General features: G+C 68.0%; 25 protein-coding genes. 19 read left to right on the forward strand and 6 right to left on the reverse strand.

From position 1 onward, the window contains the following. Nucleotides 1-5: 5 nt before the first annotated feature. The gene (glmM, locus tag QFZ53_RS07675; RefSeq protein ID WP_307295135.1) at nt 6-1364 is read left to right on the forward strand and encodes a phosphoglucosamine mutase; all 1359 of its coding nucleotides are present in this window, start codon (nt 6-8) and stop codon (nt 1362-1364) included. 76 nt (nt 1365-1440) lie between these two features. Then, nucleotides 1441-2292, forward strand: a complete 852-nt coding sequence (locus QFZ53_RS07680; protein WP_307295137.1) for a patatin-like phospholipase family protein — start codon at nt 1441-1443, stop codon at nt 2290-2292. Nucleotides 2293-2308: 16 nt separating this feature from the next. On the opposite strand, the gene QFZ53_RS07685 is transcribed toward QFZ53_RS07680, so the two are convergent. Beyond that, nucleotides 2309-3247: a Ppx/GppA phosphatase family protein gene (locus tag QFZ53_RS07685; RefSeq protein ID WP_307295139.1), complete on the reverse strand. Its 939-nt coding sequence runs from the start codon at nt 3245-3247 to the stop codon at nt 2309-2311. Nucleotides 3248-3285: 38 nt separating this feature from the next. Here QFZ53_RS07685 and coaA point away from each other — a divergent pair, with 38 nt between their 5' ends. After that, nucleotides 3286-4230: a type I pantothenate kinase gene (gene coaA / locus QFZ53_RS07690; protein ID WP_292905597.1), complete on the forward strand. Its 945-nt coding sequence runs from the start codon at nt 3286-3288 to the stop codon at nt 4228-4230. A gap of 198 nt (nt 4231-4428) precedes the next feature. Beyond that, nucleotides 4429-6276, forward strand: a complete 1848-nt coding sequence (glmS, locus tag QFZ53_RS07695; protein ID WP_307295140.1) for a glutamine--fructose-6-phosphate transaminase (isomerizing) — start codon at nt 4429-4431, stop codon at nt 6274-6276. A gap of 130 nt (nt 6277-6406) precedes the next feature. Here glmS and QFZ53_RS07700 read toward each other — a convergent pair whose 3' ends face one another. Continuing rightward, nucleotides 6407-7243, reverse strand: coding sequence for a DUF559 domain-containing protein (locus tag QFZ53_RS07700; RefSeq protein ID WP_307295142.1), 837 nt, complete (start codon nt 7241-7243; stop codon nt 6407-6409). A 297-nt stretch (nt 7244-7540) separates the two neighbouring features. Here QFZ53_RS07700 and QFZ53_RS07705 point away from each other — a divergent pair, with 297 nt between their 5' ends. The 12 genes from QFZ53_RS07705 (at nt 7541) to QFZ53_RS07760 (ending at nt 18014) form a co-directional block, all read left to right on the forward strand. Further along, nucleotides 7541-7900: a holo-ACP synthase gene (locus QFZ53_RS07705; protein ID WP_292905591.1), complete on the forward strand. Its 360-nt coding sequence runs from the start codon at nt 7541-7543 to the stop codon at nt 7898-7900. After that, complete coding sequence (alr, locus tag QFZ53_RS07710) at nt 7897-9000, forward strand: alanine racemase (RefSeq protein ID WP_307295144.1); 1104 nt, start codon at nt 7897-7899, stop codon at nt 8998-9000. The genes QFZ53_RS07705 and alr overlap by 4 nt, the downstream gene beginning before the upstream one ends. Beyond that, the gene (gene tsaE, locus QFZ53_RS07715; protein ID WP_373426255.1) at nt 8997-9488 is read left to right on the forward strand and encodes a tRNA (adenosine(37)-N6)-threonylcarbamoyltransferase complex ATPase subunit type 1 TsaE; all 492 of its coding nucleotides are present in this window, start codon (nt 8997-8999) and stop codon (nt 9486-9488) included. The genes alr and tsaE overlap by 4 nt, the downstream gene beginning before the upstream one ends. A 188-nt stretch (nt 9489-9676) precedes the next feature. After that, nucleotides 9677-10462 carry a response regulator transcription factor gene (locus QFZ53_RS07720; RefSeq protein WP_307295146.1) on the forward strand — a complete coding sequence of 262 codons (786 nt, stop codon included), beginning with the start codon at nt 9677-9679 and terminating at the stop codon, nt 10460-10462. 171 nt (nt 10463-10633) lie between these two features. Continuing rightward, entirely contained in the window at nt 10634-12247 is a 1614-nt protein-coding gene (locus tag QFZ53_RS07725; RefSeq protein ID WP_307295148.1) for a sensor histidine kinase, read from the forward strand. Next, a complete protein-coding gene (locus QFZ53_RS07730; RefSeq protein ID WP_307295150.1) occupies nt 12244-13404 on the forward strand; it encodes a hypothetical protein in 1161 nt (386 codons plus the stop codon). Before QFZ53_RS07725 ends, QFZ53_RS07730 begins: the two co-directional genes overlap by 4 nt. Continuing rightward, nucleotides 13401-14012: a tRNA (adenosine(37)-N6)-threonylcarbamoyltransferase complex dimerization subunit type 1 TsaB gene (gene tsaB / locus QFZ53_RS07735; RefSeq protein WP_307295151.1), complete on the forward strand. Its 612-nt coding sequence runs from the start codon at nt 13401-13403 to the stop codon at nt 14010-14012. Before QFZ53_RS07730 ends, tsaB begins: the two co-directional genes overlap by 4 nt. Further along, nucleotides 14009-14539, forward strand: a complete 531-nt coding sequence (gene rimI / locus QFZ53_RS07740) for a ribosomal protein S18-alanine N-acetyltransferase (RefSeq protein WP_307295154.1) — start codon at nt 14009-14011, stop codon at nt 14537-14539. The genes tsaB and rimI overlap by 4 nt, the downstream gene beginning before the upstream one ends. Beyond that, on the forward strand, nt 14536-15597 hold the full coding sequence (tsaD, locus tag QFZ53_RS07745) for a tRNA (adenosine(37)-N6)-threonylcarbamoyltransferase complex transferase subunit TsaD (protein ID WP_292905577.1): 1062 nt from the start codon (nt 14536-14538) through the stop codon (nt 15595-15597). The genes rimI and tsaD overlap by 4 nt, the downstream gene beginning before the upstream one ends. Then, nucleotides 15594-16058, forward strand: a complete 465-nt coding sequence (locus QFZ53_RS07750; RefSeq protein ID WP_307295156.1) for a hypothetical protein — start codon at nt 15594-15596, stop codon at nt 16056-16058. The genes tsaD and QFZ53_RS07750 overlap by 4 nt, the downstream gene beginning before the upstream one ends. Nucleotides 16059-16456: 398 nt before the next feature. Continuing rightward, entirely contained in the window at nt 16457-16804 is a 348-nt protein-coding gene (locus QFZ53_RS07755; protein ID WP_307295157.1) for a hypothetical protein, read from the forward strand. After that, entirely contained in the window at nt 16788-18014 is a 1227-nt protein-coding gene (locus QFZ53_RS07760; protein WP_307295159.1) for a hypothetical protein, read from the forward strand. The genes QFZ53_RS07755 and QFZ53_RS07760 overlap by 17 nt, the downstream gene beginning before the upstream one ends. Before the next feature lies 1 nt (nt 18015). On the opposite strand, the gene QFZ53_RS07765 is transcribed toward QFZ53_RS07760, so the two are convergent. Beyond that, nucleotides 18016-19296, reverse strand: coding sequence for a class I SAM-dependent methyltransferase (locus tag QFZ53_RS07765; RefSeq protein ID WP_307295160.1), 1281 nt, complete (start codon nt 19294-19296; stop codon nt 18016-18018). A gap of 136 nt (nt 19297-19432) precedes the next feature. Between QFZ53_RS07765 and groES the strand changes: the two genes are divergently transcribed. The 3 genes from groES to QFZ53_RS07780 all read left to right on the forward strand — a co-directional run bounded on the left by groES (nt 19433) and on the right by QFZ53_RS07780 (nt 22142). Continuing rightward, nucleotides 19433-19729 (forward strand): co-chaperone GroES, encoded by a 297-nt coding sequence (gene groES, locus QFZ53_RS07770; protein ID WP_017203655.1) that lies wholly within the window; start codon nt 19433-19435, stop codon nt 19727-19729. Nucleotides 19730-19805: 76 nt separating this feature from the next. After that, on the forward strand, nt 19806-20738 hold the full coding sequence (gene rarD, locus QFZ53_RS07775) for an EamA family transporter RarD (RefSeq protein WP_307295188.1): 933 nt from the start codon (nt 19806-19808) through the stop codon (nt 20736-20738). 144 nt (nt 20739-20882) lie between these two features. After that, nucleotides 20883-22142 (forward strand): ABC transporter substrate-binding protein, encoded by a 1260-nt coding sequence (locus QFZ53_RS07780; RefSeq protein WP_292905565.1) that lies wholly within the window; start codon nt 20883-20885, stop codon nt 22140-22142. Between the two features lie 410 nt (nt 22143-22552). Here the strand turns inward: QFZ53_RS07780 and QFZ53_RS07785 are convergent, their stop codons facing one another. From QFZ53_RS07785 to QFZ53_RS07795, 3 genes are read right to left on the reverse strand one after another with little or no spacing between them, the layout of a single operon-like run. Beyond that, the gene (locus QFZ53_RS07785) at nt 22553-23290 is read right to left on the reverse strand and encodes an ABC transporter ATP-binding protein (protein WP_292905563.1); all 738 of its coding nucleotides are present in this window, start codon (nt 23288-23290) and stop codon (nt 22553-22555) included. Next, nucleotides 23287-24270, reverse strand: a complete 984-nt coding sequence (locus QFZ53_RS07790; protein WP_307299371.1) for an ABC transporter ATP-binding protein — start codon at nt 24268-24270, stop codon at nt 23287-23289. Before QFZ53_RS07790 ends, QFZ53_RS07785 begins: the two co-directional genes overlap by 4 nt. Before the next feature lie 46 nt (nt 24271-24316). Then, complete coding sequence (locus QFZ53_RS07795) at nt 24317-25294, reverse strand: branched-chain amino acid ABC transporter permease (protein ID WP_307295191.1); 978 nt, start codon at nt 25292-25294, stop codon at nt 24317-24319. Nucleotides 25295-25296 lie beyond the last annotated feature (2 nt).

Consider the following 25296-nt stretch of genomic DNA (forward strand, 5'->3'; position numbering starts at 1 on the left):
GACCGATGCCGATCTTTGGCACGGACGGCGTGCGAGGGCTTGCCAATGGCACCCTCACCGCCGATCTGGCGCTCACCCTGGCCCAGGCGACTGCTGTCGTCCTGGGCCAGGGCCGTACTGCGGAGGCTCGCAAAGCCGCTGGCAAGCGACTCACCGCAGTCGTGGCACGAGACCCTCGCGTCTCCGGCCACTTCCTCGAAGCAGCCGTCGCGGCGGGACTCGCCTCCTCCGGTGTGGACGTGCTCGAAGCCGGCGTCATCCCGACGCCGGCGCTCGCCTTCCTCATCGCCGATCGTGATGCCGACTTCGGTGTCATGATCTCCGCATCGCACAACGCTGCTCCCGACAACGGCATCAAGATCTTCGCCCGCGGCGGAGTCAAGCTGCCCGACGTCGTCGAAGAGCGCATCGAGGCCGCGATGGCCGGCGAGAAGCTCCGCCCGACCGGCGCCAGCGTGGGCCGGATCATCCGCTTCGCCGACGCCGAAGACCGCTACGTCGTGCATCTGCTCGGCTCGATTCCGCATCCGCTCGACGGCATCAAGGTCGTCCTCGACTGCGCGAACGGCGCGGCGTCCGGTGTCTCTCCCGAGACGTTCAAGGACGCGGGAGCCGACGTCACCGTGATCGGCGCCGATCCCGACGGCTGGAACATCAACGACGGCGTCGGCTCGACCCATCTCGACAAGCTGGCCGAAGCGGTCGTGCGCCTCGGCGCGGACATCGGCATCGCCCACGACGGCGACGCCGACCGCTGCCTGGCAGTCGACGCAGAGGGCAAGATCATCGACGGCGATCAGATCATGGCGATCCTCGCCGTGTCGATGAAGGAGCGCGGTCACCTGACCGACGACACCCTCGTCGCCACCGTCATGAGCAACCTCGGCCTGCATGTCGCGATGCGCGAGCACGGCATCACTGTTCGGCAGACCGCTGTCGGCGACCGCTACGTGCTCGAAGACATGAATGCCGGCGGCTACGCGCTCGGCGGCGAGCAGTCGGGTCACGTGATCATGAGCGAGTTCGCCACCACCGGCGACGGTCTGCTGACCGGCCTGCACCTGGTGAGCGAGATGGCGCGGCAGAAGAAGACCGCCGCCGAGCTCGCGAGCGTCATGACGGTCTACCCTCAGGTGCTGATCAACGTCCGCGGTGTCGACAGAGACGCGCTCGAAGGCGACGAGGTCGTGCAGTCCGCGGTGCGCGAGGTGGAGGCCGAACTGGGCGACACCGGACGCGTGCTGCTCCGCAAGTCGGGCACCGAACCCCTGGTGCGGGTCATGGTCGAAGCGGCGGATGCCGAGTCGGTGCAGACCTATGCCACTCGTCTGGCCGACGTCGTGCGCGAGCGCCTGGCGCTCTGAGAGATCGTTCGAAGCGGGCGGATGCTGTCACGGCATCCGCCCGCTTTCTCGGTTCCGGATACGGGAGGATGTCGACATGACTCGCACCGCACTCGTCCTGGCCGGCGGAGGATCTACCGGCAACGCGTGGATGATCGGCCTGACGGCGGGACTGCTCGACGGGGGTCTCGTCGTGGCAGACGCCGACCTGCTGATCGGCACGTCCGCCGGAGCGACGACAGCCGCGCAACTCGCTTCGATGCGGCCCGCTGAACTGTTCGAGGCGTCGCTGGCCCCGGTTCCCGCGCGGGTCGGACCCGTGCATACCCAGGCCGCAGCCGACAACATGGCCCGAACAGCGGCGATCATCGCCGAAGCGACGGATGCCGGCGACATGCGCCGTCGGATGGGCGCCGCGGCGGTCGCTCTCGACCCCGACGGGGAGAAGTCCGCGCACTGGCGCGGCATCGTCGCACGCCGGCTGCCAGACGCAGCGTGGCCGGAGCGCCGGCTGCAGATCGCGGCGGTGGATGCACGCAGCGGCGAGCCGGTCGTCTTCGATCGCGACAGCGGCGTGGATCTCGTCGACGCCGTCGCCGCGAGCTGCTCGAGCGGCTTCGCCTACGCGATCGGCGACGAACGGTACATCGACGGCGGATACCGGCGCAACGAGAACGCCGATCTGGCTGCCGGGGCCGACCGGGTGCTGGTGCTGTCGCCGTTCGGCGGGCGCACCCGGCATCCGCTCTCGTGGGGCACCGATCTTGCGGCCCAGGTGGCCGAGCTGCGGGCCGCCGGCAGCAGGATCGAGACGGTCTTCCCGGGTGAGGGGATCGAGCGGATGCTGGGCGCCACCGCCATGGACCTCTCGTTGCGCGCAGAGGCGGCCCGAGCCGGGTTCGATCAGGGACGCGTACTGGCGGAGTCGCTCGCGGAGTGGTGGCGCTGAGCGTTCGGCAGCCGGGTCAGGCCCGACCGCTCCAGCTGAGCTGCTCTGTGTAGCGCAGCAGCACACCCTCGCGCAGCGCCCACGGCGACACCTCGAGTTCGTCGATCTTCAGCATCGTCATGGCGGTGTGCAGCGAGACGGCCGCCGCGACGATCTGCAGCGCCCGGTCGGCGGTGATTCCGGGCAGCTCCTGACGAGCGGATGCCGGAATCCGCGCGAGCCGCGGAATCCACGACCCGAGCGACGAGCGCGACAACACGGTGCGGTCGAAGCCGAGACCCGTCACCTCGCGGCCGGCGAGGTTCGCGAGCGAGCGGATCGCCTTCGACGACCCGATGACGTGGTCGGGGCGGGGGAGGGCCATGATCCTCTCGGCCACGGGAGCGAGCACCGTCTCGGCATGCGCGCGGAGCTGAGCTGCGGCATCCTCGCCGGGCGGGTCGTCCGGCATGAACTGCACCGTCATGCGTCCGGCACCCAGAGGCACGGATGCCGCGACCTCGGGCACCTCGTCGGCTCCCGCCGCGAACTCGAACGAGCCGCCGCCGATGTCGAAGAGCAGGATGCGGCCGGCATCCCATCCGAACCACCGCCGCACCGCGAGGAACGTCAACTCGGCCTCCTGCTCGCCGGTCAGCACTTGCAGCGGCTGGCCGAGCGCCGCCTCGATGCGGGCGATCACGTCGTCGCCGTTGAGGGCTTCGCGCACCGCGCTCGTCGCCGTGGCGAGCAGGGTGTCCACGCGCTCGGCCTCCGCCATCGATCGTGCGCGGGCGACCGCTGCGACCAGCGCCTGCACGCCTTCTTCGCTGATGGCGCCTTCCGGCGTGAGGTAGCGCATGATCCGCACGACCGTGCGATCGCTAGTCGTCGCCAGAGGACGGCCTCCCGGGCGGGCATCCGCGGCCAGGAGGTGGACGGTGTTCGAGCCGATGTCGAGAATTCCCAGACGCACGGGAAAGAGACTACCTGCGCCGCGGATACCATTGAGTCGTGACGACTGTCGACCCCACGCTCCCGCTGTCTCCCTATCGGGAGATCGGTCGGGCGGAATGGGCACGGCTCGCAGCAGGGCTGGACCAACCGCTCACCGAGACCGAGGTCGTCGAGCTCCGTGGCATCGGAGACCGGCTCGATCTCACCGAGGTGCGCGAGGTGTATCTGCCGCTGAGTCGCCTGCTCTCGCTGTACGCCACCTCGACCAAGAGACTCGGGGCCGCCACATCGTCATTCCTGCAGGAGGACGATTCGACCACTCCCTTCGTCGTCGGCGTCGCCGGGTCTGTGGCCGTGGGCAAATCGACCATCGCTCGTCTGCTGCGCGAGCTGATGAGCCGCTGGCCCGGCACGCCTCGCGTCGAGCTCGTCACCACCGACGGCTTCCTGTACCCGAACGCCGAGCTCGAGCGCCGCGGCCTCATGGAGCGCAAGGGCTTTCCGGAATCGTACGACCGACGATCGCTCATCCAGTTCCTCACCGAGGTGAAGAGCGGTGCGCCCGAGGTGCGAGCGCCCTTCTATTCGCACATGCGCTACGACATCGTGCCCGACGCGCACGTCGTCGTGCGGCGGCCCGACGTCGTGATCGTCGAAGGGCTCAACGTGCTGCAGCCGCCGGCGGCGCCGAACGACGTGGCAGTGAGCGACCTCTTCGACTTCTCGATCTTCGTCGACGCCGACACCGCGCACATCGAGAAGTGGTACGTCGATCGCTTCCTCGCGCTGCGGCAGGGCGCGTTCTCGAACCCCACGTCGTACTTCAACGTGTTCGCGCACCTGACGGATGCCGAGGCCATCACGACGGCGCTGGGCTACTGGAACGAGATCAACATGCCGAACCTCGTCGAGAACGTGATGCCGACGAAGCACCGCGCGCGCCTCGTGCTCAACAAGGGCGCCGACCACGCTGTTGAGAGCGTGCTGCTGCGCAAGCTCTGACACGCGACGGATTAATGCGCGGCGCGCGTTGCTCTGTCGGCGGTCGATGTTGAGCGGGCGATGGTCGTTGAGTGGGCGAAGCGAGACGAAACACAGAGTCGAAATGCACTGGGGGGTGCGCGTCCTCAAGTCGGTGGTGCCACGGCATCCACTATTCGTACGGGCTCCTGCCAAAACTTCGCGCTTACCCTTGATCCTATGTGTGGAATCGTCGGATACGTGGGCCCGCGCCCCAGCCAGGACATCCTGCTCGCAGGGCTCGCCCGCCTCGAGTACCGCGGCTATGACTCCGCTGGCGTCGCCGTCATCGATGGCGACGGCACTCTCGGTATGCGCAAGAAGGCGGGGAAGCTCAGCATGCTGCGCGATTCGCTCGCCGAGGCGGCTCTGCCCGACGGGAGCACCGGCATCGGGCACACCCGTTGGGCCACGCACGGCGGCCCTACCGACGTCAACGCGCATCCGCATCTGGCGGACGACGACAAGCTCGCCCTGATCCACAACGGGATCATCGAGAACTTCGCCGAACTGCGCGATGAGCTCCTCGCCTCCGGCGTGAGCTTCCGCAGCGAGACCGACACCGAGGTGGCTGCGGCCCTCCTCGGCCGCGAGTACCGCGAGAACGGCGGCGATCTGCAGCTCGCGTTCCGCGGTGTCGTGAACCGCCTCGAGGGTGCGTTCACCCTGCTCGCCATGCACCAGGATCACCCAGGCCTCGTCGTCGGAGCCCGACGCAACTCGCCGCTCGTGATCGGCCTCGGCGAGGGCGAGAACTTCCTCGGTTCCGACGTGGCCGCGTTCGTCGAGCACACCCGCAAGGCTCTCGCGATCGGCCAGGACCAGATCGTATCGATCACCCCCGAGGCCGTCACTGTCACCGACTTCGCCGGCACCCCCGTCGAGGCCGAGCCTTTCGACGTCTCGTGGGACGCCGCAGCCGCCGAGAAAGGCGGATGGTCGTCGTTCATGGCCAAGGAGGTCGCCGAGCAGCCCGAAGCCGTCGCGAAGACGATCCTCGGCCGCGTGCACGACGGCCAGGTCGTGATCCCCGAGCTCGACGGTCTCGACGAGCTCTTCATCGGCATCAACCGCATCATCATCACGGCGTGCGGCACGGCATCCTACGCCGCCCTCGTCGGCAAGTACGCGATCGAGCAGTGGGCTCGCGTCGCGGTCGACGTCGAGCTCGCGCACGAGTTCCGCTACCGCGACCCGGTGATCGGCGCGGACACCCTCGTCGTCTCGATCAGCCAGTCGGGCGAGACCATGGACACGCTGATGGCCGTGAAGTACGCACGCGAGCGCGGCGCACGCACGCTCTCGATCTGCAACACCCAGGGTGCCACGATTCCCCGTGAGTCGGATGCCGTCGTCTACACGCACGCGGGCCCCGAGGTGGCCGTCGCCTCGACCAAGGCGTTCTCGGCGCAGATCACGGCGCTGCTGCTGCTGGGCCTGCACATGGGACGCGTCCGAGGCACGGTGGCCGATGCGTCCGTCGATGTCGCCGAACTGCAGGCGCTGCCCGAGAAGATCGCCAAGGTGCTCGCCTCCGAGCAGGAGCACGTCGAGCAGCTCGCCGGCTGGATGGCCGACACCCGCTCGGTGCTGTTCCTCGGACGCCACGTCGGCTTCCCGATCGCGCTCGAGGGTGCGCTCAAGCTCAAGGAGATCTCGTATATCCATGCCGAGGGCTTCGCAGCGGGAGAGTTGAAGCACGGTCCGATCGCGCTCATCGAGCCCGGCCAGCCCGTGTTCGTGCTGCTGCCGTCGCCGCGGCACTCCGCGCTGATCCACTCGAAGGTCGTCTCGAACATCCAGGAGATCCGCGCTCGCGGCGCCCGGGTGATCGTGGTGGCCGAAGAGGGCGATGTGGCGGTTCTGCCGTTCGCCGACGAGGTCATCCGCATCCCTCTCGCGGGTGCGATGTTCGAGCCGCTGCTGTCGGTCGTGCCGCTGCAGATCTTCGCGATGGCGCTCGCCACTGCGAAGGGGCTCGACGTCGACCAGCCCCGCAACCTCGCGAAGTCGGTCACGGTCGAGTAGGAATCGTCTCCGTTGGACTGGACATTCCGGCTCCTCTGGTCCCGTCGGTCGGCTCAGATTCCATCTGCAAGCCCAGAACCCGGTTTTCGGCCTGCAGACGGAATCTGAGCTTGCAAACGGGACACGGCTGTCATGCCATCGAGCGCGCCAGCGCGGCCAGGATCGCCGCGACTACGCGATCCCACTCGTAGATAACCATCGCGTAGTCGAAACGCAGCGTTTCGTAGCCCAGGACCGACGACTTCGCATCGCGAGTCAGGTCGTTGTGGCGCCGCTCGGCGCCCGCGTGATTCTCGCGTCCGTCGACTTCGAGGATCACCCGGTCGATCACGAAATCCACAGTCCCGACACCGGGGATCCTGACCTGTGACTCGAGCGTGAGACCCAGTAGATGCAGCCGGAACCGCAGCAGCGATTCCAGCCCGCTCTGCGCGTCCGGGCGCGCCAGGTCCAGCATCCAGCCCGCGGAATCAGGGAGCTCTTTGCGGATCCGGCGGCGATCGGATGCTGAGATCTTTCGTTGATTCCAGGCCGACTCGTACGCGGCGAAGAACGCTTCGCGATCGAGGCAGCGAAAGGCGTGGATGAGTGCGACGACGACTGGAGCGTAGCCGAGTCTCGCCGTGCCGGGAGAGAAGTGCGTCGTGCAGAAGGCCTTGCATTGAGGATGCGCATGCAGGCGGCCGGAATCACCGAGCCAGACATGCACCTTCTGATCGGGTCGAGGCAGCGTCCAGATTCCGTGATGGCGCAAGGCATCGGCGCAACTCAGCGCGCCGCCGTGCCGCGCGGCGATGATGAGTTTCGGGTCGGCGTCGGGCAGGGCGAGAACTCCGCGGCGAAGCCGCGCGACGGCGCCGGCGGTGACGGCATCCGCCAGTTCTCGCTTGGTGCACCCGTGGCGCATGAGCCACGCGGTGCGGGCGACGCCGTCGGTGTTCGTGAGGAGTCCGGCCGGAGTGAGCATCGCACCAGCATCCGACATCCGCTTGGTCATCCGGATGCCGGAGCACGTGATTGTGGATGGATTCAGCGGATGGGCGATTGTGGAGGAGTAGTGGCTGTCCCGTTGGTCGGCTCAGATTCCGTCTGCAGGCCCAGAAGCCGGTTTTTGGCCTGCAGACGGAATCTGAGCCTGCAGACGGGACGGGATCAGGGACAGGGTAGGGACAGGGACGGGACCAGGGACAGGGACGGGGAGGCCAGGAGTCGGAGGGGCCGGACCGTACGGCGGGATCGCCGGGCCCACGGGTAGGCTGAACGGGTGATCATCGGGACCGGCATCGACCTCGTGGACATCCCGCGGTTCGAGCGGACCGTCACGCGGACCCCGAAGCTGCTCCAGCGGCTGTTCACCCCCGCAGAGCAGACTCTGCGCCTGCCGTCGCTCGCGGCGCGCTACGCCGCGAAAGAAGCCCTGATCAAGACTCTCGGGGGCTCCGACGGCGTGCACTGGGCCGAGATCGAGATCGCCTCGGCGGCCTCCGGCGCGCCCCATTTCGTCCTCAGCGGCAGCACGGCTCAGGTCGTGCAGGACAGGCGGATCACGAAGCTGCATCTGACTCTGACCCACGACGCCGGATTGGCAGCCGCGTTCGTCGTCGCCGAAGGAGAGCCACTGTGACCCTTTTCCGAGAGGCGACGATCGACCTCGACGCGATCAGCGACAACGTCCGCCACTTCCGGCGTCTCACCGGTGTGCAGGTGATAGCCGTCGTGAAGGCCAACGCTTACGGTCACGGTGCCGCCGCGACCGCGGTAGCTGCACTCGCCGGGGGCGCCACCCGACTCGGTGTCGCAGAGATCCCCGAGGCGCTCGAACTGCGCCGTCAGGGCATCACGGCGCCGATCGTCGCGTGGCTGCACGCCCCTGGGGAGAGGTTCGAGTCCGCCGCGGCACAGAACATCGAGGTGGGCATCTCCTCGTTCGACCAGCTCGAGGCGGCTGCGAAAGCCGCTGAGGTCGATCGCCCCGTCGGCGTGCATCTGAAGCTCGAGACCGGTCTCTCGCGCAACGGCATCCCGCCGGCCGACTGGAACCGTGTGCTCGCCGAGGCCGCGCGTCTCGAGCGCATCGGCCGATTGCGCATCGTCGGTCTCTTCAGCCACCTGTCCAACGCCTCGCCCGACGACGACCGCGCAGCGCTCGCGAAGTTCCAGCAGGGTCTCGCGACCGCCGAGGGATTCGGCATCCGTCCCGAGATCCGGCACATCGCCGCCACCGCGGCCGCGATCGACCTCCCCGAGACGCGCCTCGACGCCGTGCGCATCGGCATCGGCCTCTACGGTCTCTCGCCCTTCGACGACCGCTCGTCAGCCGAACTCGGACTGCGGCCCGCGATGACGCTGCGCGGATCGATCGCGGCTGTGCGCCGGGTGCCTGCCGGCACGGGCGTCTCCTACGGATACGATCACCGCACCGACCGGGACACGACCCTCGTGCTCGTGCCCCTGGGGTACGCCGACGGAGTGCCGCGCAGCGCCTCCGGCAGGCTGCCCGTCTCGATCGCGGGCCGTCGGTTCGTCAACGTCGGCCGCATCGCGATGGATCAGTTCGTCGTCGACGTCGGAGACACGGCAGTGTCGATCGGCGACGAGGTGGTGCTGTTCGGCGACCCCACCCTCGGCATGCCCTCGGCCACGGAATGGGCGGATGCCGCGGACACGATCAATTACGAGATCGTCACCCGTATCGGCGGGCGGGTGCCCCGGAGGGCGTCGTGAGCGTCGATCCTTCTCTGCTCGGCCGGCGTGACGTCGCCACGAGCGAGGAGATGGAGAGGCTCGGCTTCGCCCTTGGCGAGACCCTCGAGCCGGGTGACCTGCTGATCCTGACCGGCCCCCTCGGTGCGGGCAAGACGACCTTCACGCGGGGGCTCGCCGAGGGACTCGGCGTGCGCGGCCCCGTGCAGAGCCCGACCTTCGTGATCGCTCGCACGCACCCCAGTCTCGTCGGACGTGCGCCGCTCGTGCATGTCGACGCCTACCGTCTTGGCTCCGGCGCAGAACTCGACGATCTCGACCTGGATCTCACACGCTCGGTCGTCGTGATCGAGTGGGGACGCGGCATGGCCGAGGACCTGGCGGACTCGTGGTGGGACGTCGAGCTGGAGCGCCCGGTCGGGAGCGACGACGACCTCGACCCATCCGAGCTCGATGCCGATGCACCGCGCGTCGTGACGATCACCCGGGTGACCGCTTCCGCCGCGTGACCGCACCGAGCGGATGTCGGGCCCCTGCCGCAGACTGCGGCGGTGCGCCTTCTGGTCGGACGTTCGCACGGGAGCGGCGTGAACGCGCCCCTCGACGTCTCGGGACGGAATCGACCCCCGATCGCTAGAATGCGAGACACGGATTCGCGCGACCCATGGCGCGTGGGCGCTCTCAGCGTGGGGGAGACATGGTCGAGCACAGTGCACGTGCGCGTGTCGCGGTCATCATCGAAGACGACCCGGATGTGCGGAGCCTGCTCGATGAGGTCTTTCTCGCGGCCGGTTTCGAGACCGTGCTCAGGAGCGATGGCCCGTCAGGACTCGCGGCGATCACGCGGCACGAGCCTGCGATCACCACACTCGACGTGAACCTGCCCGGCATCGACGGGCTTGAGGTCGCTCGCCGCATCCGCACGATGAGCAGCACTCACATAATCATGATCTCGGCACTCGGCGATGAATCCGACGTGGTGCTGGGGCTCACCAGCGGTGCCGACGACTATCTCGTCAAGCCATTCCGGCCACGCGAACTGCGTGCGCGGATCGAGGCGTTCATGAGGCGCCCGCATAGTGCCGCCACCGCGGAAGTCCAGGCTGCGCGGCAGTCGAGCACGTCGCAGACCACGGCTTCTTCGCGCAGATCCATGCGGCATCTCGATCTCATCGTCGATCCCGACACTCACACGGTGCAGGCCGGGACGGGCGAGGTCGTGCTCACCCCGACGGAGTTCGTGCTGCTCTCGGCACTTCTCGAGTCGCAGCGGCGCGTGCAGAGCAAGGCCGACCTGGCCCGGCTGGTGCGCACCGCATCGGGTGCGGCCTCTGACTACATCGCGGCCTCAGACAAGCGTGCAGTGGAGGTGCACATGACGAATCTGCGCCGCAAGATCGGCGACACCCCGACGAGTCCGCGCTACATCGAGACGGTGCGGGGGGTGGGGTACCGGCTCACCACGGGGGAGGAGAGCGGATGATCGGTAGCCGACGAGGCCGCGGCTCCCCAGAAACCGCAGCCTCGGCATCCGCTTCTCCCCAGAACGCGGACCGGCCCCACCCAGCATGCTAGGGCTCTCGAGCTTTCGAGTACGTCTGCTCAAGACGTTCTTTCACCAATCTTGCGTCAACCTTGAGGAAGCGAGGGGATCATGACCCGCACGCTCTCCATATGGCGATGGCAGCTGATCTTCACCGGCAGCATGATCGCGATCACGGTCGCGATCGCGGCCTTCAAACCGGCCTCGTTCGGCAACCCCCTCGTTGTCGCGGGTCTCGGGATGATCCTGGCGACGACGATCGTGACCCTCGCCGTGCCGTGGCAGAAGCTGCCGCGTTCTGCGGTGGCGGCGGTGCCCTTCCTCGACGCTCTCGCGATCGGATTCACGACGAACGCTCCGGACAGCCGGCTCGGGTTCCTGTGGGTCTTCCCGATCACGTGGCTCGCGACGTTCTTCACGCTGCCCTGGGTGTTCGGGGGCATCGCGTTCGTCGCACTGTGCCTCGCCCTCTTCGCAGACCACAGCGGCACGCAGGCCGACATCGTGCTGCGCATTCTCAGCGTGGTGTTCACGCTGAGCTTCCTCGGAACGACGGTGCGCCTGGGCGCGCATCGGTCCCGCGCATCTCGCCGCCTCCTGAAGCGGCAATCGGAGCAGGCGGCGAGAGCGGCCGAGCGCGCGGAGATGCAGCAGATGAGGGTCATTCAGATCATCGACGCTCTCGACATCGCCCTCGTCGTCGTCGCCGAGGACCAGCGGATCGTCAGGATGAACGGGGCCTACCGCACACTGTACGGACGCGACAGGTACGGAGCCGTTCTGCCGTCGGCGTCCGTCGAGTACGACGACCGACGGGGAAGCCCAGTCCCTCCCGAGCGCACGACCCTCGTTCGCGCCGCGGCGGGTGAGCGGCTGCAGAGCGAGCGGGTCTGGCTGTTCGACAGCGGCGGGTCCTGGCACGCCCTCGATGTGAGCACGCACGCGATGGCCGGTGACGCCGATCAGCTGACTCTCGTGATCATCGATGACATCACCGCCCTGATCGACGCTGATGTGGAGCGCCGAGCGCTCACGGCGATGGTCTCGCACGAACTGCGCAATCCCCTCACCGCGATCATCGGCCATGCCGACCTGCTGCTCGAGCGCGACGATCTGCCCGAGCGCGTGATCGGGCAGGTCGGGGTGATCGTGAACGCGGCCGAGCGGATGCAGCGACTCGTCACGGGTGCGCTCGACGATCCGCGCGGCGGTGAGGCGGAGCACCAGCGTGTCGACCTGCGCGAGATCGTCGAAGCCTCCGCCGCCTCCTACGCGCCGATGGCTGCTGCCGCCGGGCTCGATATCGGCATCCAGGGAGCGACCGAGCTCGTGATCCTCGGTGATGCTTTCCGGCTGCGCCAGGTCATCGACAACGTTCTCAGCAATGCGGTGAAGTACACACCTGCCACGGGCAGTATCACCGTCGCGCTGGTCGCCGGTGAGGCGGCCGAAGTCGTGGTCGTCGACACCGGCATGGGCATCGCCGAGGCTGAACTCGGCAGACTGTTCGAACCCTTCTTCCGCACCGATTCGGCGATTCGCGCCTCGATCCCCGGGACGGGCCTCGGCATGGGCATCGCCAGAGACATCGTCGCCATGCACGGCGGCACCATAGACGTGCACAGCGTCGAAGGCGATGGTACGCGCGTCACCCTGCGTTTCCCGATTCCGCCCACCCCAGCCGGCGCCGACTCTTCAGTCGGCCCTTCAGAAGGAGTCCTGTGATCAGCGCAGCCCTCGCGCCGTTGAACGTCGACGTGACGACCAGCATGGTCGCCGTCGTCACCGTGCTGGCGGTCTTGGTATCGGGCCTCGCCACGCTCGCCAAGCCGAGTCGTGCCACGATCGCGTGGGGCACGGCGTACGCGATCGGCATCTTCGGCGCGTACCTCTGGCTCGGCGGATACCAGCTCGACGATCCCGTGATGCGCGCGGGAGCCTCGGCGATCCTGTTCAGCTTCGAACCGCTCGTCTGGTGGGGGCTGCGTGCTTTCGCGGGAAGACGCCCGATCTGGTGGCCGGTGATCGCGTTCATCGCGCTCGGTCCCGTGCTGCTGCTTGGCACCGCGGGGCACCCGGCATATCAGGTCGCGTTCCGTGCCCTTTTCCTCACCGCGAGCGTGTTCGCGGGGCTCATCGTCTACGAACTGATCCGAATGAAGAACGTCGACCGCGACATCACGATGCCGCTGATCCTCGCCTCGGTGACGTTCGTTCTGCTCGCCGTCGTCGCGGTGATCTCGGCGTTCGCGGTCGACGGGCTGACGGCCGAGCAGCAGCTTGGAATCCTCCGCGGCACGAACAGCACGGGCGCCATGGTGATGAGCACATGCGCGGCGTTCACTCTGATCCTGCTGGTCCGCACGGATGCGCCGAGCCGGGGCGGCTGGGACGAGCAGATCGAACGGTCCCGTCGGCGTCTGGCCCGAGCAGAGGCCCAGGGCGATGACGCGTGGTCAGTGCTGGATGTGCATCTGGATGATCAGGTCGATCTGCGCGAGGCCCTCTCGGCGACGGTCTTCGCGGAGGTCCGCGATCGCTTCCACGCCGATGTCGAGCGCTCCGTTCCCGCGGCGGCAGACATCCATTGCATCGACGACGGCCGGGTCATCGTCGTGATAGGCGCAGGGGAAGAGGCGATGAGGCACCATGTTCCCGCACTGTTGAGCCGGATATCGTCGATGGGCGAGGGGACGGCGATGCCCGGCATCCGCGTCTCGGCGAGCGTCGGATGGGCGACGGCGACGACCTTCGGGTTCGACTACGACATGCTCGTGGCCGCCGCGCATCGAGCGGCGGATGCCGCGCGCGCCGCAGGAGGTGACCGCTGGGTGCGCGCGGAACGACCGGCCTCAGCTTCCCCGGCTAACCTGGAAGCGTGATTCTCGCCGTCGACACCTCTCTCGGTACCGCCGTCGCCCTCGTCGACGACGACGGAACGCTCCGCGCCGAGGCGGCGACGACCGACCCGCTCGGCCATGCCGAGGTAATCGGTGACCTGCTCGCCGACGTGCTCGCCGAGGCAGGCGCCGGTGAGATCACGCACGTCGTCTCCGGTATGGGCCCTGGTCCGTTCACGGGGCTCCGCATCGGCATCGCGGCTGCTCGTTCCTTCGCGATGGGCCGCGGAGTTCCTGTGATCCCTGTGCCCAGCCATCTCGCCGCCGCCCTCACGCACACAGGTGACGGTCGCTTCGCGATCGTCACGGACGCCCGCCGCCGCGAGGTCGCGATCACCGTGTTCGACAGGATGGATGCTGATGGCCTCCCCGCGGTCGTCGCAGAGACGACGCTCGTCCGCGCCGTCGACGCGGACGCGCATCTCGCGGGCATCCGACGCATCGACGTCGTCACTCTCTCGGGTGCCGATCTCGCGCGCGTCGGCGCGCTGGCGCTCGCCGCACAGCGCACGCTGACCGACGATGAGCCGCTGTACATGCGCCACCCCGACGTGGTCGTTCCCGGAGCGCCGAAGAAGGTGGGGCTGTGACGCTCAGAGCGGCGACTCCTGACGATCTCGACGGCATCATGGCTATCGAGAAGGCGTCTTTCCCGACCGATGCGTGGAGCGCCGAGGCGATGGCCGCTGAACTCGCCTCTGCCCACAACAGTTATCTCGTCGATGAGGCAGACGGCTTGGTGATCGGCTACGGAGGTGTGCGCGCTCTGAAGGGAGGGGCGGATGCCGACATCCAGACCATCGCTTTCGACGCCGCACAGCGGGGAAGGGGTCTCGGGCGGGCGCTGCTGCGGGCACTCCTCGAAGCGGCGTCGGAACGCGGGGCGCGCGAAGTCTTCCTCGAGGTGCGCGCGGACAACCCCGCAGCCGAGGGCCTGTACCTGTCGGAGGGGTTCGCGGAGATCGGGCGGCGCCCCGGCTACTATCAGCCGGATGATGTGGACGCGATCGTGATGAGGCTCGATCTTCGGCGTCGGGCGCTCCCGGTCGTCGAGCGAGCGGAGCGAGTCGACGTGACGACGCGCGCGGTGGATGACGAGAGCGGGGTGCAGGGATGACTGGACCTCTTGTCCTCGGCATCGAGACGAGTTGCGACGAGACCGGCATCGGCATCGTCCGCGGCCGCACGTTGCTGTCGAACACGATCGCGTCGAGCATGGACGAGCACGCCCGCTACGGCGGCGTCGTGCCGGAGGTGGCCGCGCGCGCGCATCTCGAAGCGCTGCAGCCGTCGATCGACGCGGCGCTGACAGAGGCGGGCGTCGCTCTCGACGACCTCGACGCCGTGGCCGTCACGAGCGGACCCGGCCTCGCTGGCGCCCTGATGGTCGGGGTCGGCGCCGCGAAGGGCCTCGCCGTCTCGATCGACAAGCCCCTGTACGCCGTGAATCATCTGGTCGGGCACATCGCCGCAGACATCCTCACTCCTGATGCCGAGCCGCTCGAGTATCCGACGATCGCGCTGCTCGTTTCCGGCGGGCACACGTCGTTGCTGCATGTGCGAGATCTCACGACCGACGTCGAACTGCTCGGTGAGACCGTCGACGACGCGGCCGGCGAGGCGTTCGACAAGGTTGCGCGGCTTCTCTCCCTGCCCTACCCCGGCGGGCCCGAGATCGACCGGGCGGCGCTCGACGGCGACCCGAAGGCGATCCGCTTCCCTCGTGGCCTGTCGAAGGCGTCGGACCTCGCGAAGCACCGCTACGACTTCTCGTTCTCGGGTCTCAAGACCGCGGTCGCACGATGGATCGAGCGATGCGATGCCGAGGGCATCGACGTGCCGGTGGCCGATGTCGCCGCGAGCTTCCGTGAAGCCGTCGTGGATGTGCTCGTGACGAAGGCGCTGGCCGCCTGCGAGGACCTCGGTGTTCCACGCTTGTTGCTCGGCGGGGGAGTGATCGCCAACCGCCGCCTGCGCGAGGTCGCGCTGGCCCGCGCCGAGGCCGCCGGGGTGACCGTGCGCATCCCCCCTCTGTCGCTCTGTACCGACAACGGAGCCATGATCGCGGCCCTCGCCGCCGAGCTGATCTCATCGGGGCGTCGTCCCTCGACGCTCTCGTTCGGGGCGGACTCGACGCTGCCCGTGACCGAGATCCAGGTGGCCGAGCGATCATGACCATGTCCGACGACGGGCTGCACGCCAGCATCGACAAACCCAGCGGCGAGGTCGAACGCCCCGCCGGGGCCGCTCGGCTGCCCGGCGCTCGTCGGGAGGGCTACACGAAGCTGCCCACCGGGCCGGTCGGCATCGAGCCGGTGGTCGCGACCGGCCCTCATCTCGAAGCGGATGACGGCGACGAGGAATGGTCGCCGAGCGACGCTCCCGCACGGGCCGACGACGCGCGCCTCGCGCCGTGGGCGCTGCTGGCGTCGATCGTCGCACTGTGCGCCTCGTTCTTCGTCGGATGGGGGGTCCCTGTGGCGATCGTCGCGGTGATCGCGGCGATCATGTCACTGCGACGCCCCCTCGAGAACCACGCGATGGCGCGCTGGGCGCTCGTGCTGGGCCTCACCGCCACCGCCTACAGCCTGGGCTGGCTGGTCTGGGCCGGTCTGCAGTTCGAGCGGTTCGGCTGAGCGGATGCCGGACGCCGAGGCCATCGTCGAGCTGCGCTCGCTGCAGGAGCGCGCGTACGGTCGTGGCGGAGGTCTGTCCGTTGCGGATGCCGCACGGCTGAGGGAGCTGGAGGGGCTGCGGGCCATCGAGCGAGGCAGTGCGACGGCTGAGGAGCCCCGGGTCGTTGAGCGAGGGAGCGAAGCGACCGAGACGAAACGCGGTTCTTTGCATCGATTTCAGGGCACGGGCGACTCGTCTCCGTCCGGTCGCTCGACGACCGAGGCGCGCTCGACGCCCCGGCTGCGAAGTGGCCTTCGTGCCCGAGGCGCGGCGTTGGCAGCCTTGGTCGTCGCCATCCTCGTCGGCGTGCTGGTCGGTTGGGCGCTGTTCTCTCCGCGCGCGCGCGCAGGCGGTTCCGTTGAGTGCGGAGCAGCAGTCCTGGCAGAACGAGATACTCGTGTCCGCGGTCTACGACTCGGGCTCCCTGCGCCCGATCGCCGAGGAGGACGGCACGATCGTGTGGTTCGCGACACGCGACGGCGGAGACATCGTCTGCGCGATCATCAGTGACGGTGAGACGACCGCACCCGCCTGCCGTGAGCGGGATGTGGCGATCATGCGAGGCCTCCAGACCAGCCTGAGGCGAGAGGTCGATGGCGGAGAGGGGCTGGTCGAGGCGCAGATCCTGTTCGACGCCGAAGGCGATCCGGCGGCGCTGACCTCGCATTCGCTGATCACGAGGAGTTCCGATGACGCCGATTCCTGAGCCCGACGAGCTGCGCGCGCTGCAGCACAAGGCCTATGGCCGAGGAGGCGGACTGACGGATGCCGAGGCGGCGCGTCTGCGTGAGCTGGAGCAGCCTGAGCCTCCGCGAGTCGACTCGCCCGATGCGCACTCGAGGCCCGACCCTCGTTCATCGACCGACGAGCTCCCGGCGGTTGAGCGTGGGAGCGAAGCGACCGAGGCGAAACACGTTCTCATCTCTCGGCCTCAGGGAACAGACGTCTCGTCTCGGCTTTTCGACTCGACTGCGGCGCGCTCGACGACCGACGCTCGCGAGGCAGCCGAGGAGCCATCGGAATCCACGTCTCGCGGCGCTCGTCCGACGACCGAAGAACTCTCCTGGCGCCCGACCCTCCGCCGTCACTGGAAGGCCGTGGCCGCGGCATCCGCTCTTCTGCTCATCTTCGGGCTCGGGGCAGGCTGGGCGCTGTTCGCACCCCGCGTGCGTGATGCCGTCGCCCTGACGGAAGACGAGGTGCAGCACAAGCTCGAACTCGACGAGAAGTACGAGTTCGATGAGGGCACGTTGCGCGCGGTCGCGCGAGACGACGATGCGCTGGTGTGGTTCGGCACACAGAGCGACGGCGATCAGAACTGCCTCGTGCTCGAGGCCGCCGGACAGAGTCAGATCGGATGCGCGCGGGCCGACGACGTCAACCTCGCCTACGGCCTGAACGCCACCATCTCCCTCCCGCCAGAGGAGGACGCGGCCGAGGGCGATTTCGGAGCCTCGATCAACGCCTACGGGATGCTCTCGACCGCGGGAGAGCCTATGGTCGCCATCCAGCGCTGGGACAACGACGCCTCGATGCTCGACCAGTTCGAGGGGGACGAGCGCACGCGCGCGCAGGCGCTCATCGACGAAGGGTACCTCGCGGGCGTCTCGGTCGTCGGGTACGTCCGCGAGCAGCCGGCCTGGATCGCCTACCGCTTCACGGACTCCGACCAGAACGAGCGCTGCCTCATCGTCGACGCACTCGATGCGACCGCCTGCGGCCTCGAATCCGACACCCTCCAAGACGGGCTCACCCTCACGGCCGAAGACGAGAACGGGCGCATCGAAGTGTCCGCACAGTTCACGAACTGGGGAACGCCCTATCTGACGATCACCGAGAACGCCGGCGGCGCGTCGACGATCGTGATCGATACCGAGACCGGCGACCCGATCGAGGTGACAGACCCCGACGGATGACCTACGACGCGGCGGGCACCCGATCGGCGAGGATCGCGAGCCTCCGGGAGCCCACGCGCGTGAGGATGAGCGTCGCCGTCTCGGCGCCCTTGAGGGTGAGCTTCTTGCGGAACGCCGCCGGATCGACATCCATCCCGCGCTTCTTGATCTCGATCGTGCCGATGTCGTGGCGCTTGAGCGCGTCGCTGATCGCCTTGGGATTCGCCGGCATCGTCTCGCGTACACGGAAGGACTGCACGAAGGGGCTCGTGAACGCGGCATCCGACGTGAGATAGGCGATGTGCTCGTCGAGCATGCCCGCGTCGAGGCTCCGGGCGACGTCGCCGATCAGGCGGGCGCGGATCACGGCTCCGTCGGGCTCGTGCAGGTACGCGCCGAGCTCGCGCACAGGTGCGTCTTCGGCGTCGGCGCCAGAGGTGAGTTCGTACGAGCGGTCGCCCCGGATGACCAGGGCGGAGCGACGGATGCCGGGGCGCGCGAGGACGCCCGTCCAGACGACGAGCTCGACCACGCTGCCATCGGCGCTCACCCACTGAGCTTCGCAGTCGGCGGGGAGCGCATCGCGGTCGTGCGCGGGGCCGAGTTTGATGCCGGTCGGAACCTGCGAGGCCACGTCGAACGCCCAGTCGAGCGAGGGGGAGTAGTCCTCGGCCGAGACGCGCCGAGTCTCGCTGTGCCCCGAGGTGCGGCGGGCCGGATCCATCCAGATCGCTCGAGCACCGCTCTGCGCCGCGCGCTTCCCTCGGTCTTGTGCGCCTGCCTCGGCGGAATCCGAAGCATCCGACCGAGGGAGGGGAACATCTCCGAGCGCGGCGTACGCGTCTTCGGCCGTACCGTGTCGCACCTCCGAGCCGAACGGGGCGAGGTTGTAGGCGGCGATGGCCGCGGTGACCTCGTCGGCGTCGACGGCGAGCACCTCGAGGCCGGCCCCCGCGAACGCGAGCGCATCTCCTCCGATGCCGCAGCCGAGGTCGGCCACCGCCGTGATGCCGGCCGCGCGGAGTCGCTGGGCGTGGCGGGCGCCGACTCCGAGTCTCGTGGCCTGCTCGAGGCCCGCGCGGGTGAACAGCATCCGCTGGGCGAACTCGCCGAACTTCGCGGTCGCCTTCGCGCGCAGATGCGCCTGACCGACGACCGCCGACACCAGATCAGGCGAGTGCCCGGCGGCGCGAAGCCGCGACACCGCTTTCGCGACCTCGCCCGTCGACTCGATCGGGCCCAGGGCGTCGAGCAGCTCCAGACCGTCGGGGGTGAGCAGGGCGCGCAGCTCGGACATCTCCACCTGCTCAGCTTAGGCGGCGGGTGGCTGGCACTCGCATTGCGTGAGTGCCAGCCGACCGCCTAGACTGGATTAGCACTCTCGGGTTGAGAGTGCGAACGAGTCTTTCGTGTCATCGTCAAGAAAGAAGAGGTAGACCGTGTCGGTTTCCATCAAGCCGCTCGAGGACCGCATCGTCATCAAGCAGGTCGAGGCCGAGCAGACCACCGCGAGTGGCCTGGTCATCCCTGACACCGCCAAGGAGAAGCCCCAGGAGGGCGAGGTCGTGGCCGTGGGCCCCGGCCGCATCGATGACAATGGCAACCGCGTCCCGCTCGATGTCGCCGTGGGCGACCGTGTGCTCTACAGCAAGTACGGCGGCACCGAGGTGAAGTTCGGCGCAGACGAGTTCCTCGTCCTGTCGGCTCGCGACGTGCTGGCTGTCGTCGTCCGCTGATACGGCGTACAAGACGAGAAGGCTCGGATGCTTCGGCATCCGGGCCTTCTTCGTTGCCCGGGCATAGGGTTGCGTGGTGACCTCAGAAGCGACCAGCGCCACCCGGACCACGGGGGCACTGTACGCGATCGCCGCATACCTCCTCTGGGGTCTGCTGCCGCTGTACTTCCTGCTTCTGACACCGACCGGACCCTGGGAGCTCGTCGCATGGCGCGTCGTGCTCTCGCTGGTGTTCTGCGTGGTCCTGCTCACGGTCACCCGCGGGTGGAAGGCGCTCGGCGCGATCATCCGCCGGCCCCAGCTTCTCGCCCTCACCGCGCTCGCGGGCGTGCTGATCTACGTCAACTGGCAGGTCTTCGTGATCGGCACTCTCAACGGTCATGTCGTCGAGACGAGTCTCGGTTACTTCATCAACCCGATCACCACCGTGCTCCTCGGCGTGTTCGTGCTGCGTGAGCGCATACGGGTCGCACAGTGGGTCGCGATCGGCATCGCCGCTATAGCCGTCGTGGTGATCATCGTCGTCTACGGGTCGTTTCCGTGGATCGCCCTGTCGCTCACGGCGTCGTTCGGGGTGTACGGGTTGATCAAGAAGAAGATCGGACCAGCGGTGGATGCCGTCAGCGGGCTGACCCTCGAGTCCTTCTGGCTGATCCCGATCGCCGTCGTGCAGCTCATTCTCGTCGCCACCACGCCTGAGGGCATCACGATGGGGCAGAACGGCGCCTGGCACGCCGTGCTCCTCGCGTTCGCGGGCGTCGCCACCGCGGTTCCGCTGCTGCTGTTCGCGGCAGGCACCCGTCGGATCGATCTCACCCTGATCGGGATGATCCAGTTCATCACCCCGATCATGCAGTTCCTGCTCGGCGTCGTCGTGCTCGGCGAAGCCATGCCGCCCGCTCGCTGGGCCGGATTCACCCTCGTGTGGATCGCGATCGCCGTATTCGTGGTCGACATGCTCCTCGCCTCCCGCCGCGGACGCCGAGTGGAACGCCCCGAACTCGTCTGATTCCGGGACGCACATCGCGTGAAACCCGGTACCGGATCGTTAACGCACCGAAACACTTGCGACCCCTGCGCGCGCACCTCGCGTTCTAGGGTTAGAGCACCCGATCGTGGTCACGATCCACGCTCAGTTACGCAAGGGAGCATCATGAACGCACTGAAGGGCTCGCGCACAGCGAAGGTCCTCGCCGGCATCGCGCTGGTCAGCGCATCCGCACTCGTCATGTCGGGCTGCGCGAGCAGCACGCCGTCCGATTCCGGTGACGATGGCGGCAAGCCCGCCACCGACCTCACCCTCAAGCTGGGATCGCTGCTTCCGCAGACCGGATCGCTCGCCTTCCTCGGCCCGCCCATGGAGTCCGGTGTCGGACTCGCAGTGCAGGAGATCAACGACGCCAAGGCCGGTATCACGATCGACCTGACGGCCGAAGACGAGGGCGACACCGACACCAAGGCGTACGAGACCTCGATCACCAAGCTCCAGGGCGCAGGCGTGTCGGCGATCGTCGGCGCCGCGGCATCCGGCGTCTCCAAGCTGATCCTCGACGGCAATGTCGCCGCGGGCATCCTGCAGATCTCGGCGTCGAACACCTCGCCCGACTTCACCAGCTGGGACGACAAGGGCCTCTACTTCCGCACCGCCCCCAGCGACCTGCTTCAGGGCGAGGTCCTCGGCAACCTGATCGCCGAGGACGGCCACAAGACGCTCGGCATCATCTACCAGAACGACGCCTACGGCACTGGCCTCGACGCGGCGATCAAGAGCACGTTCGAGGGCACCGGCGGCGAGGTCGTCGCCGAGGCGTCTTACAACGTCGGCGACGCGCAGTTCGACGCCCAGGTCGAGACCATCAAGGCGCAGAACCCGGATGCCATCGCGATCGTGTCGTTCGAGCAGTTCAAGACCATCGCCCCGCTGCTGGTGAACGCCGGCATCTCGGCCGACAAGTTCTACATGGTCGACGGCAACCTGTCCGACTACGGAACCGACATCCCTGTCTCCCTCGAAGGAGCTCAGGGCACGAAGGCCGGCCCGGCGCTCGCCGACGACTTCACCGAGCGTCTGCAGACGTACTGGACCGGCGAGGGCAACGCCGAGGTCAAGGACTTCACCTACGCGGGTGAGGCCTACGACGCGGTCGTCCTCGTCGCACTGGCCTCGCTGGCTGCGGGCTCGACCAAGGGCGCGGACATCGCGGCCAAGATGGAAGAGGTCTCGGGCGGTTCTGGCGACGGTGAGGCGTGCACCACGTTCGCCGACTGCGCGAAGATCATCAACGACGGAAAGGTCGCCGACTACAACGGCTACTCCGGCGATGTGACGTTCGACGAGAATGGCGACCCTCAGGGCGCCACCATCGGCATCTACAAGTACGGCGCGGACAACACCATCACTCGCACCAACTGATGTGAGTAGAGCGAAGGCCCCGGATGCGAGCATCCGGGGCCTTCGTCATGCCTGCCGCGCGATCGCCTCGGAGTTCCGGTCGCAGTTGATGCCGCTTCTCGCTCGGGGCTGGGCTTTCCGGGTGCAGTTGGCGCCGCTTGTCGTGCGCGGCGACGGCGCTAACTGCGCCCGGAAGGCGGGGGTGGATGCCGGTGGCGGCGTGAACTGCAACCGGAACGCGGCCGCGGTCAACGACGAGCAACCGGTCGTTGAGCGAGGGAGCGCCAGCGACCGAGGCGAAACGCGTGCTCCGAGGAACGGCTGGAGCTCGTGCGAGCCTCGCTGCGTTTCGTCTCGCTGCGCTCGCTCAACGGCCGGGGGAGGGCGTCGTCTCGCTGCGCTCGCTCAACGGCCGAGGGTCCGCCGCGCGCTCAGGCGGCGTCGGTTCCCAGCGTGCCGAGGTACAGACCGATGACCTTCGGATCGTTCAGCAGGTCACGGCCGGAGCCTTCGTAGGCGTCCTTGCCCTGATCGAGCACGTAGCCGCGGTCGCAGATCTGCAGGCAGCGGCGGGCGTTCTGCTCGACCATGATCGTCGTGACGCCGGCCTTGTTGATGTCGGAGACGCGGATGAACGCGTCGTCCTGTCGGACAGGGGAGAGCCCCGCCGACGGCTCGTCGAGCAGCAGCACGGACGGGTCCATCATCAGCGCGCGCGACATCGCCACCATCTGACGCTCACCGCCGGAGAGCGAACCGGCTCGTTGCTTGAGGCGCTTGCCGAGCTCGGCGAAGATGCCCGTCACGAACTCGAGCCGCTCGGCGTAGATCTTCGGGTTCTGGAAGAGCCCCATCTGCAGGTTCTCTTCGATCGACAGCGAGGGGAAGACGTTGTTCGTCTGGGGGACGAATGCCACGCCGCGGCGGACGAGCTTGTCGGCCTTGAGGCCGACGATGCTCTCGCCGTTCACGGTGATCTCTCCCGATCGGACGTTGACCATGCCGAAGATCGCCTTCAGCAGTGTCGACTTGCCGGCGCCGTTCGGCCCGATGATGCCGATCAGCTCGCCCTGCCTGGCCACGAGATTCGCGCCGTTGAGGATGTTCACCCCCGGCAGATAGCCGGCATGGACGTCTTTCAGCTCGACGATGACGGTGTCGTCGCTCATGCCTTGCCCTCCTCGGGTGCGTGGATTTCGGATGCCGGGTCTGCAGTCGAGCGCGCAGCGAGTTCGGCTTCGGCCTCTGCTTCGATCTTCTCGCGCAGTCTCGCGGCCGCGGCATCCTCCAAAACGGCGATGCGGCCGGTCACCGCGCCCAGATCGAGATCCTGGTGGGCGCCGAGATAGGCGTCGATGACAGCCGGGTCCTCCATGACCTCCTCGGGCGGGCCCTCGGCGACGACCCGGCCCTCGGCCATCACGACGACCCAGTCGGCGATGTGCCGCACCATGTGCATGTCGTGCTCGACGAAGAGCACGGTCATGCCCTGTTCCTTGAGATCGAGGATGTGGTCGAGCAGCGACTGCGTGAGGGCCGGGTTGACGCCAGCCATCGGCTCGTCGAGCATGACGAGATGGGGATCGCTCATAAGTGCGCGCGCCATCTCGAGCAGCTTGCGCTGACCGCCCGAGAGCGCAGCGGCGAAGTCCTTCTCCTTGGCGTCGAGCTTGAAGCGCTTGAGCAGTTCACGCGCCTTGACTTCGATCTCGCCGTCCTGCCGTCGCCACAGGAAGGGGAACAGCGAGGCCCAGAAGCCCTCGCCCTTCTGACCGGGCGCACCGAGCTTCATGTTCTCGAGGACCGTGAGCAGGGAGAGCGCTTTCGTCAGCTGGAAGGTGCGCACCTGACCCATCCTCGCCACCTTGAAGGAGGGGACTCCGGAGAGGCTCCTGCCATCGAAGGACCAGGTTCCGCTGTTGGGACGGTCGAAACCGCAGAGCAGGTTGAACAGGGTCGTCTTGCCAGCGCCGTTCGGTCCGATCAGGGCGGTGATCGCTCCGCGCGGGATCTCGAGGTGATCGACGTCGACCGCGACGAGTCCGCCGAAGCGGCGCTGCACGGCATCGACCACGAGGATCGGGTCGACCTTCGCGACACCGGGAGCCGCGGGCCCCTTGGCGAGTCCGGTGGTCTTCGGGCGGCGGATGCTGCCGGTGGGCGTCTCCGCAGGCGCGTCGGCGTCAGGGGTCAGTTCACTTGACAAAGGTCATCTCCCTCTTGTCTCCGAGAATGCCCTGCGGGCGGAAGATCACGAGCAGCATCAGGGCGACGCCGACGAACACGAACACGAGCGTCGACGCCTGGCTGTCGGACATGGGCAGGTATCCGGCCTTCGCCAAACTGGGCAGGAGGTTCGCCAGGAAGGCGAACACCACCCAGAACAGGATCGCGCCGAGCGTCGGGCCGAACACAGTCGCGGCACCGCCGAGGAGGAGGATCGTCCACAAGAAGAATGTCAGCGAGGTCGTGTAGCTGCCGGGCACCACGGCCGAGGGGAGCACGAAGACGATCCCGCCGGCTGCGCCGATCACACCGCCGACCACGAGCGCCTGCATCTTGTAGGCGAACACGTTCTTGCCGAGCGAGCGGACCGCATCCTCATCCTCGCGGATTCCCTTGAGCACGCGGCCCCAGGGGCTGCGCATCAGCGACCAGACCAGCAGCACCGACAGGGCGAGCAGGAGCACGCCGAACACCCGGTTCCACAGATCGTCGGCCGAGTACACCCACGGACCGAAGCCGTAGGTGCCCTGCGGGAACGGGTTCGCGTCGCGGAAGCCGCCGTTGTACTGAGCGAGCCCGTCGGCGGAGTTCGTCCACTCGTCGAACAGCTGAGTCGTGAACAGCAGTCGCACGATCTCACCCGCGGCGATGGTCGCGATGGCGAGGTAGTCGGCGCGCAGTCGCAGAGTCGGGATGCCGAGGAGCACAGCGAACAGCGCGCCGCCTGCGAGGCCGATGAGCATGCCGAGCCACCAGGGCAGGCCGAACGAGAGCACGGAGATCGCGTAGCCGTAGCCGCCCACCGCCATGAACGCGGCCATGCCGAAGTTCAGCAGCCCGGCGTAGCCGAAGTGCATCGCGAGGCCCGTGGCGGCCAGCGCATATGCGATGGTGACCGGGCTGAACAGATAGACGGCGGTGTTGGAGAGGATGCTTCCGAAGTCCATGA

Source organism: Microbacterium natoriense (assembly GCF_030816295.1).
Classification (GTDB): domain Bacteria; phylum Actinomycetota; class Actinomycetes; order Actinomycetales; family Microbacteriaceae; genus Microbacterium; species Microbacterium natoriense_A.

Coding starts and splice junctions, on each gene's coding strand:
- QFZ53_RS07700 (WP_307295142.1), bottom strand. CDS start 7,243: ATGCTCACTCCGGCCGGACTCCTCACGAACACCGACGGCGTCGCCCGC.
- tsaD (WP_292905577.1), top strand. CDS start 14,536: ATGACTGGACCTCTTGTCCTCGGCATCGAGACGAGTTGCGACGAGACC.
- QFZ53_RS07785 (WP_292905563.1), bottom strand. CDS start 23,290: ATGAGCGACGACACCGTCATCGTCGAGCTGAAAGACGTCCATGCCGGC.
- QFZ53_RS07750 (WP_307295156.1), top strand. CDS start 15,594: ATGACCATGTCCGACGACGGGCTGCACGCCAGCATCGACAAACCCAGC.
- glmS (WP_307295140.1), top strand. CDS start 4,429: ATGTGTGGAATCGTCGGATACGTGGGCCCGCGCCCCAGCCAGGACATC.
- QFZ53_RS07760 (WP_307295159.1), top strand. CDS start 16,788: ATGACGCCGATTCCTGAGCCCGACGAGCTGCGCGCGCTGCAGCACAAG.
- QFZ53_RS07795 (WP_307295191.1), bottom strand. CDS start 25,294: ATGGACTTCGGAAGCATCCTCTCCAACACCGCCGTCTATCTGTTCAGC.
- QFZ53_RS07780 (WP_292905565.1), top strand. CDS start 20,883: ATGAACGCACTGAAGGGCTCGCGCACAGCGAAGGTCCTCGCCGGCATC.
- glmM (WP_307295135.1), top strand. CDS start 6: ATGCCGATCTTTGGCACGGACGGCGTGCGAGGGCTTGCCAATGGCACC.
- QFZ53_RS07725 (WP_307295148.1), top strand. CDS start 10,634: ATGACCCGCACGCTCTCCATATGGCGATGGCAGCTGATCTTCACCGGC.
- QFZ53_RS07680 (WP_307295137.1), top strand. CDS start 1,441: ATGACTCGCACCGCACTCGTCCTGGCCGGCGGAGGATCTACCGGCAAC.
- QFZ53_RS07720 (WP_307295146.1), top strand. CDS start 9,677: ATGGTCGAGCACAGTGCACGTGCGCGTGTCGCGGTCATCATCGAAGAC.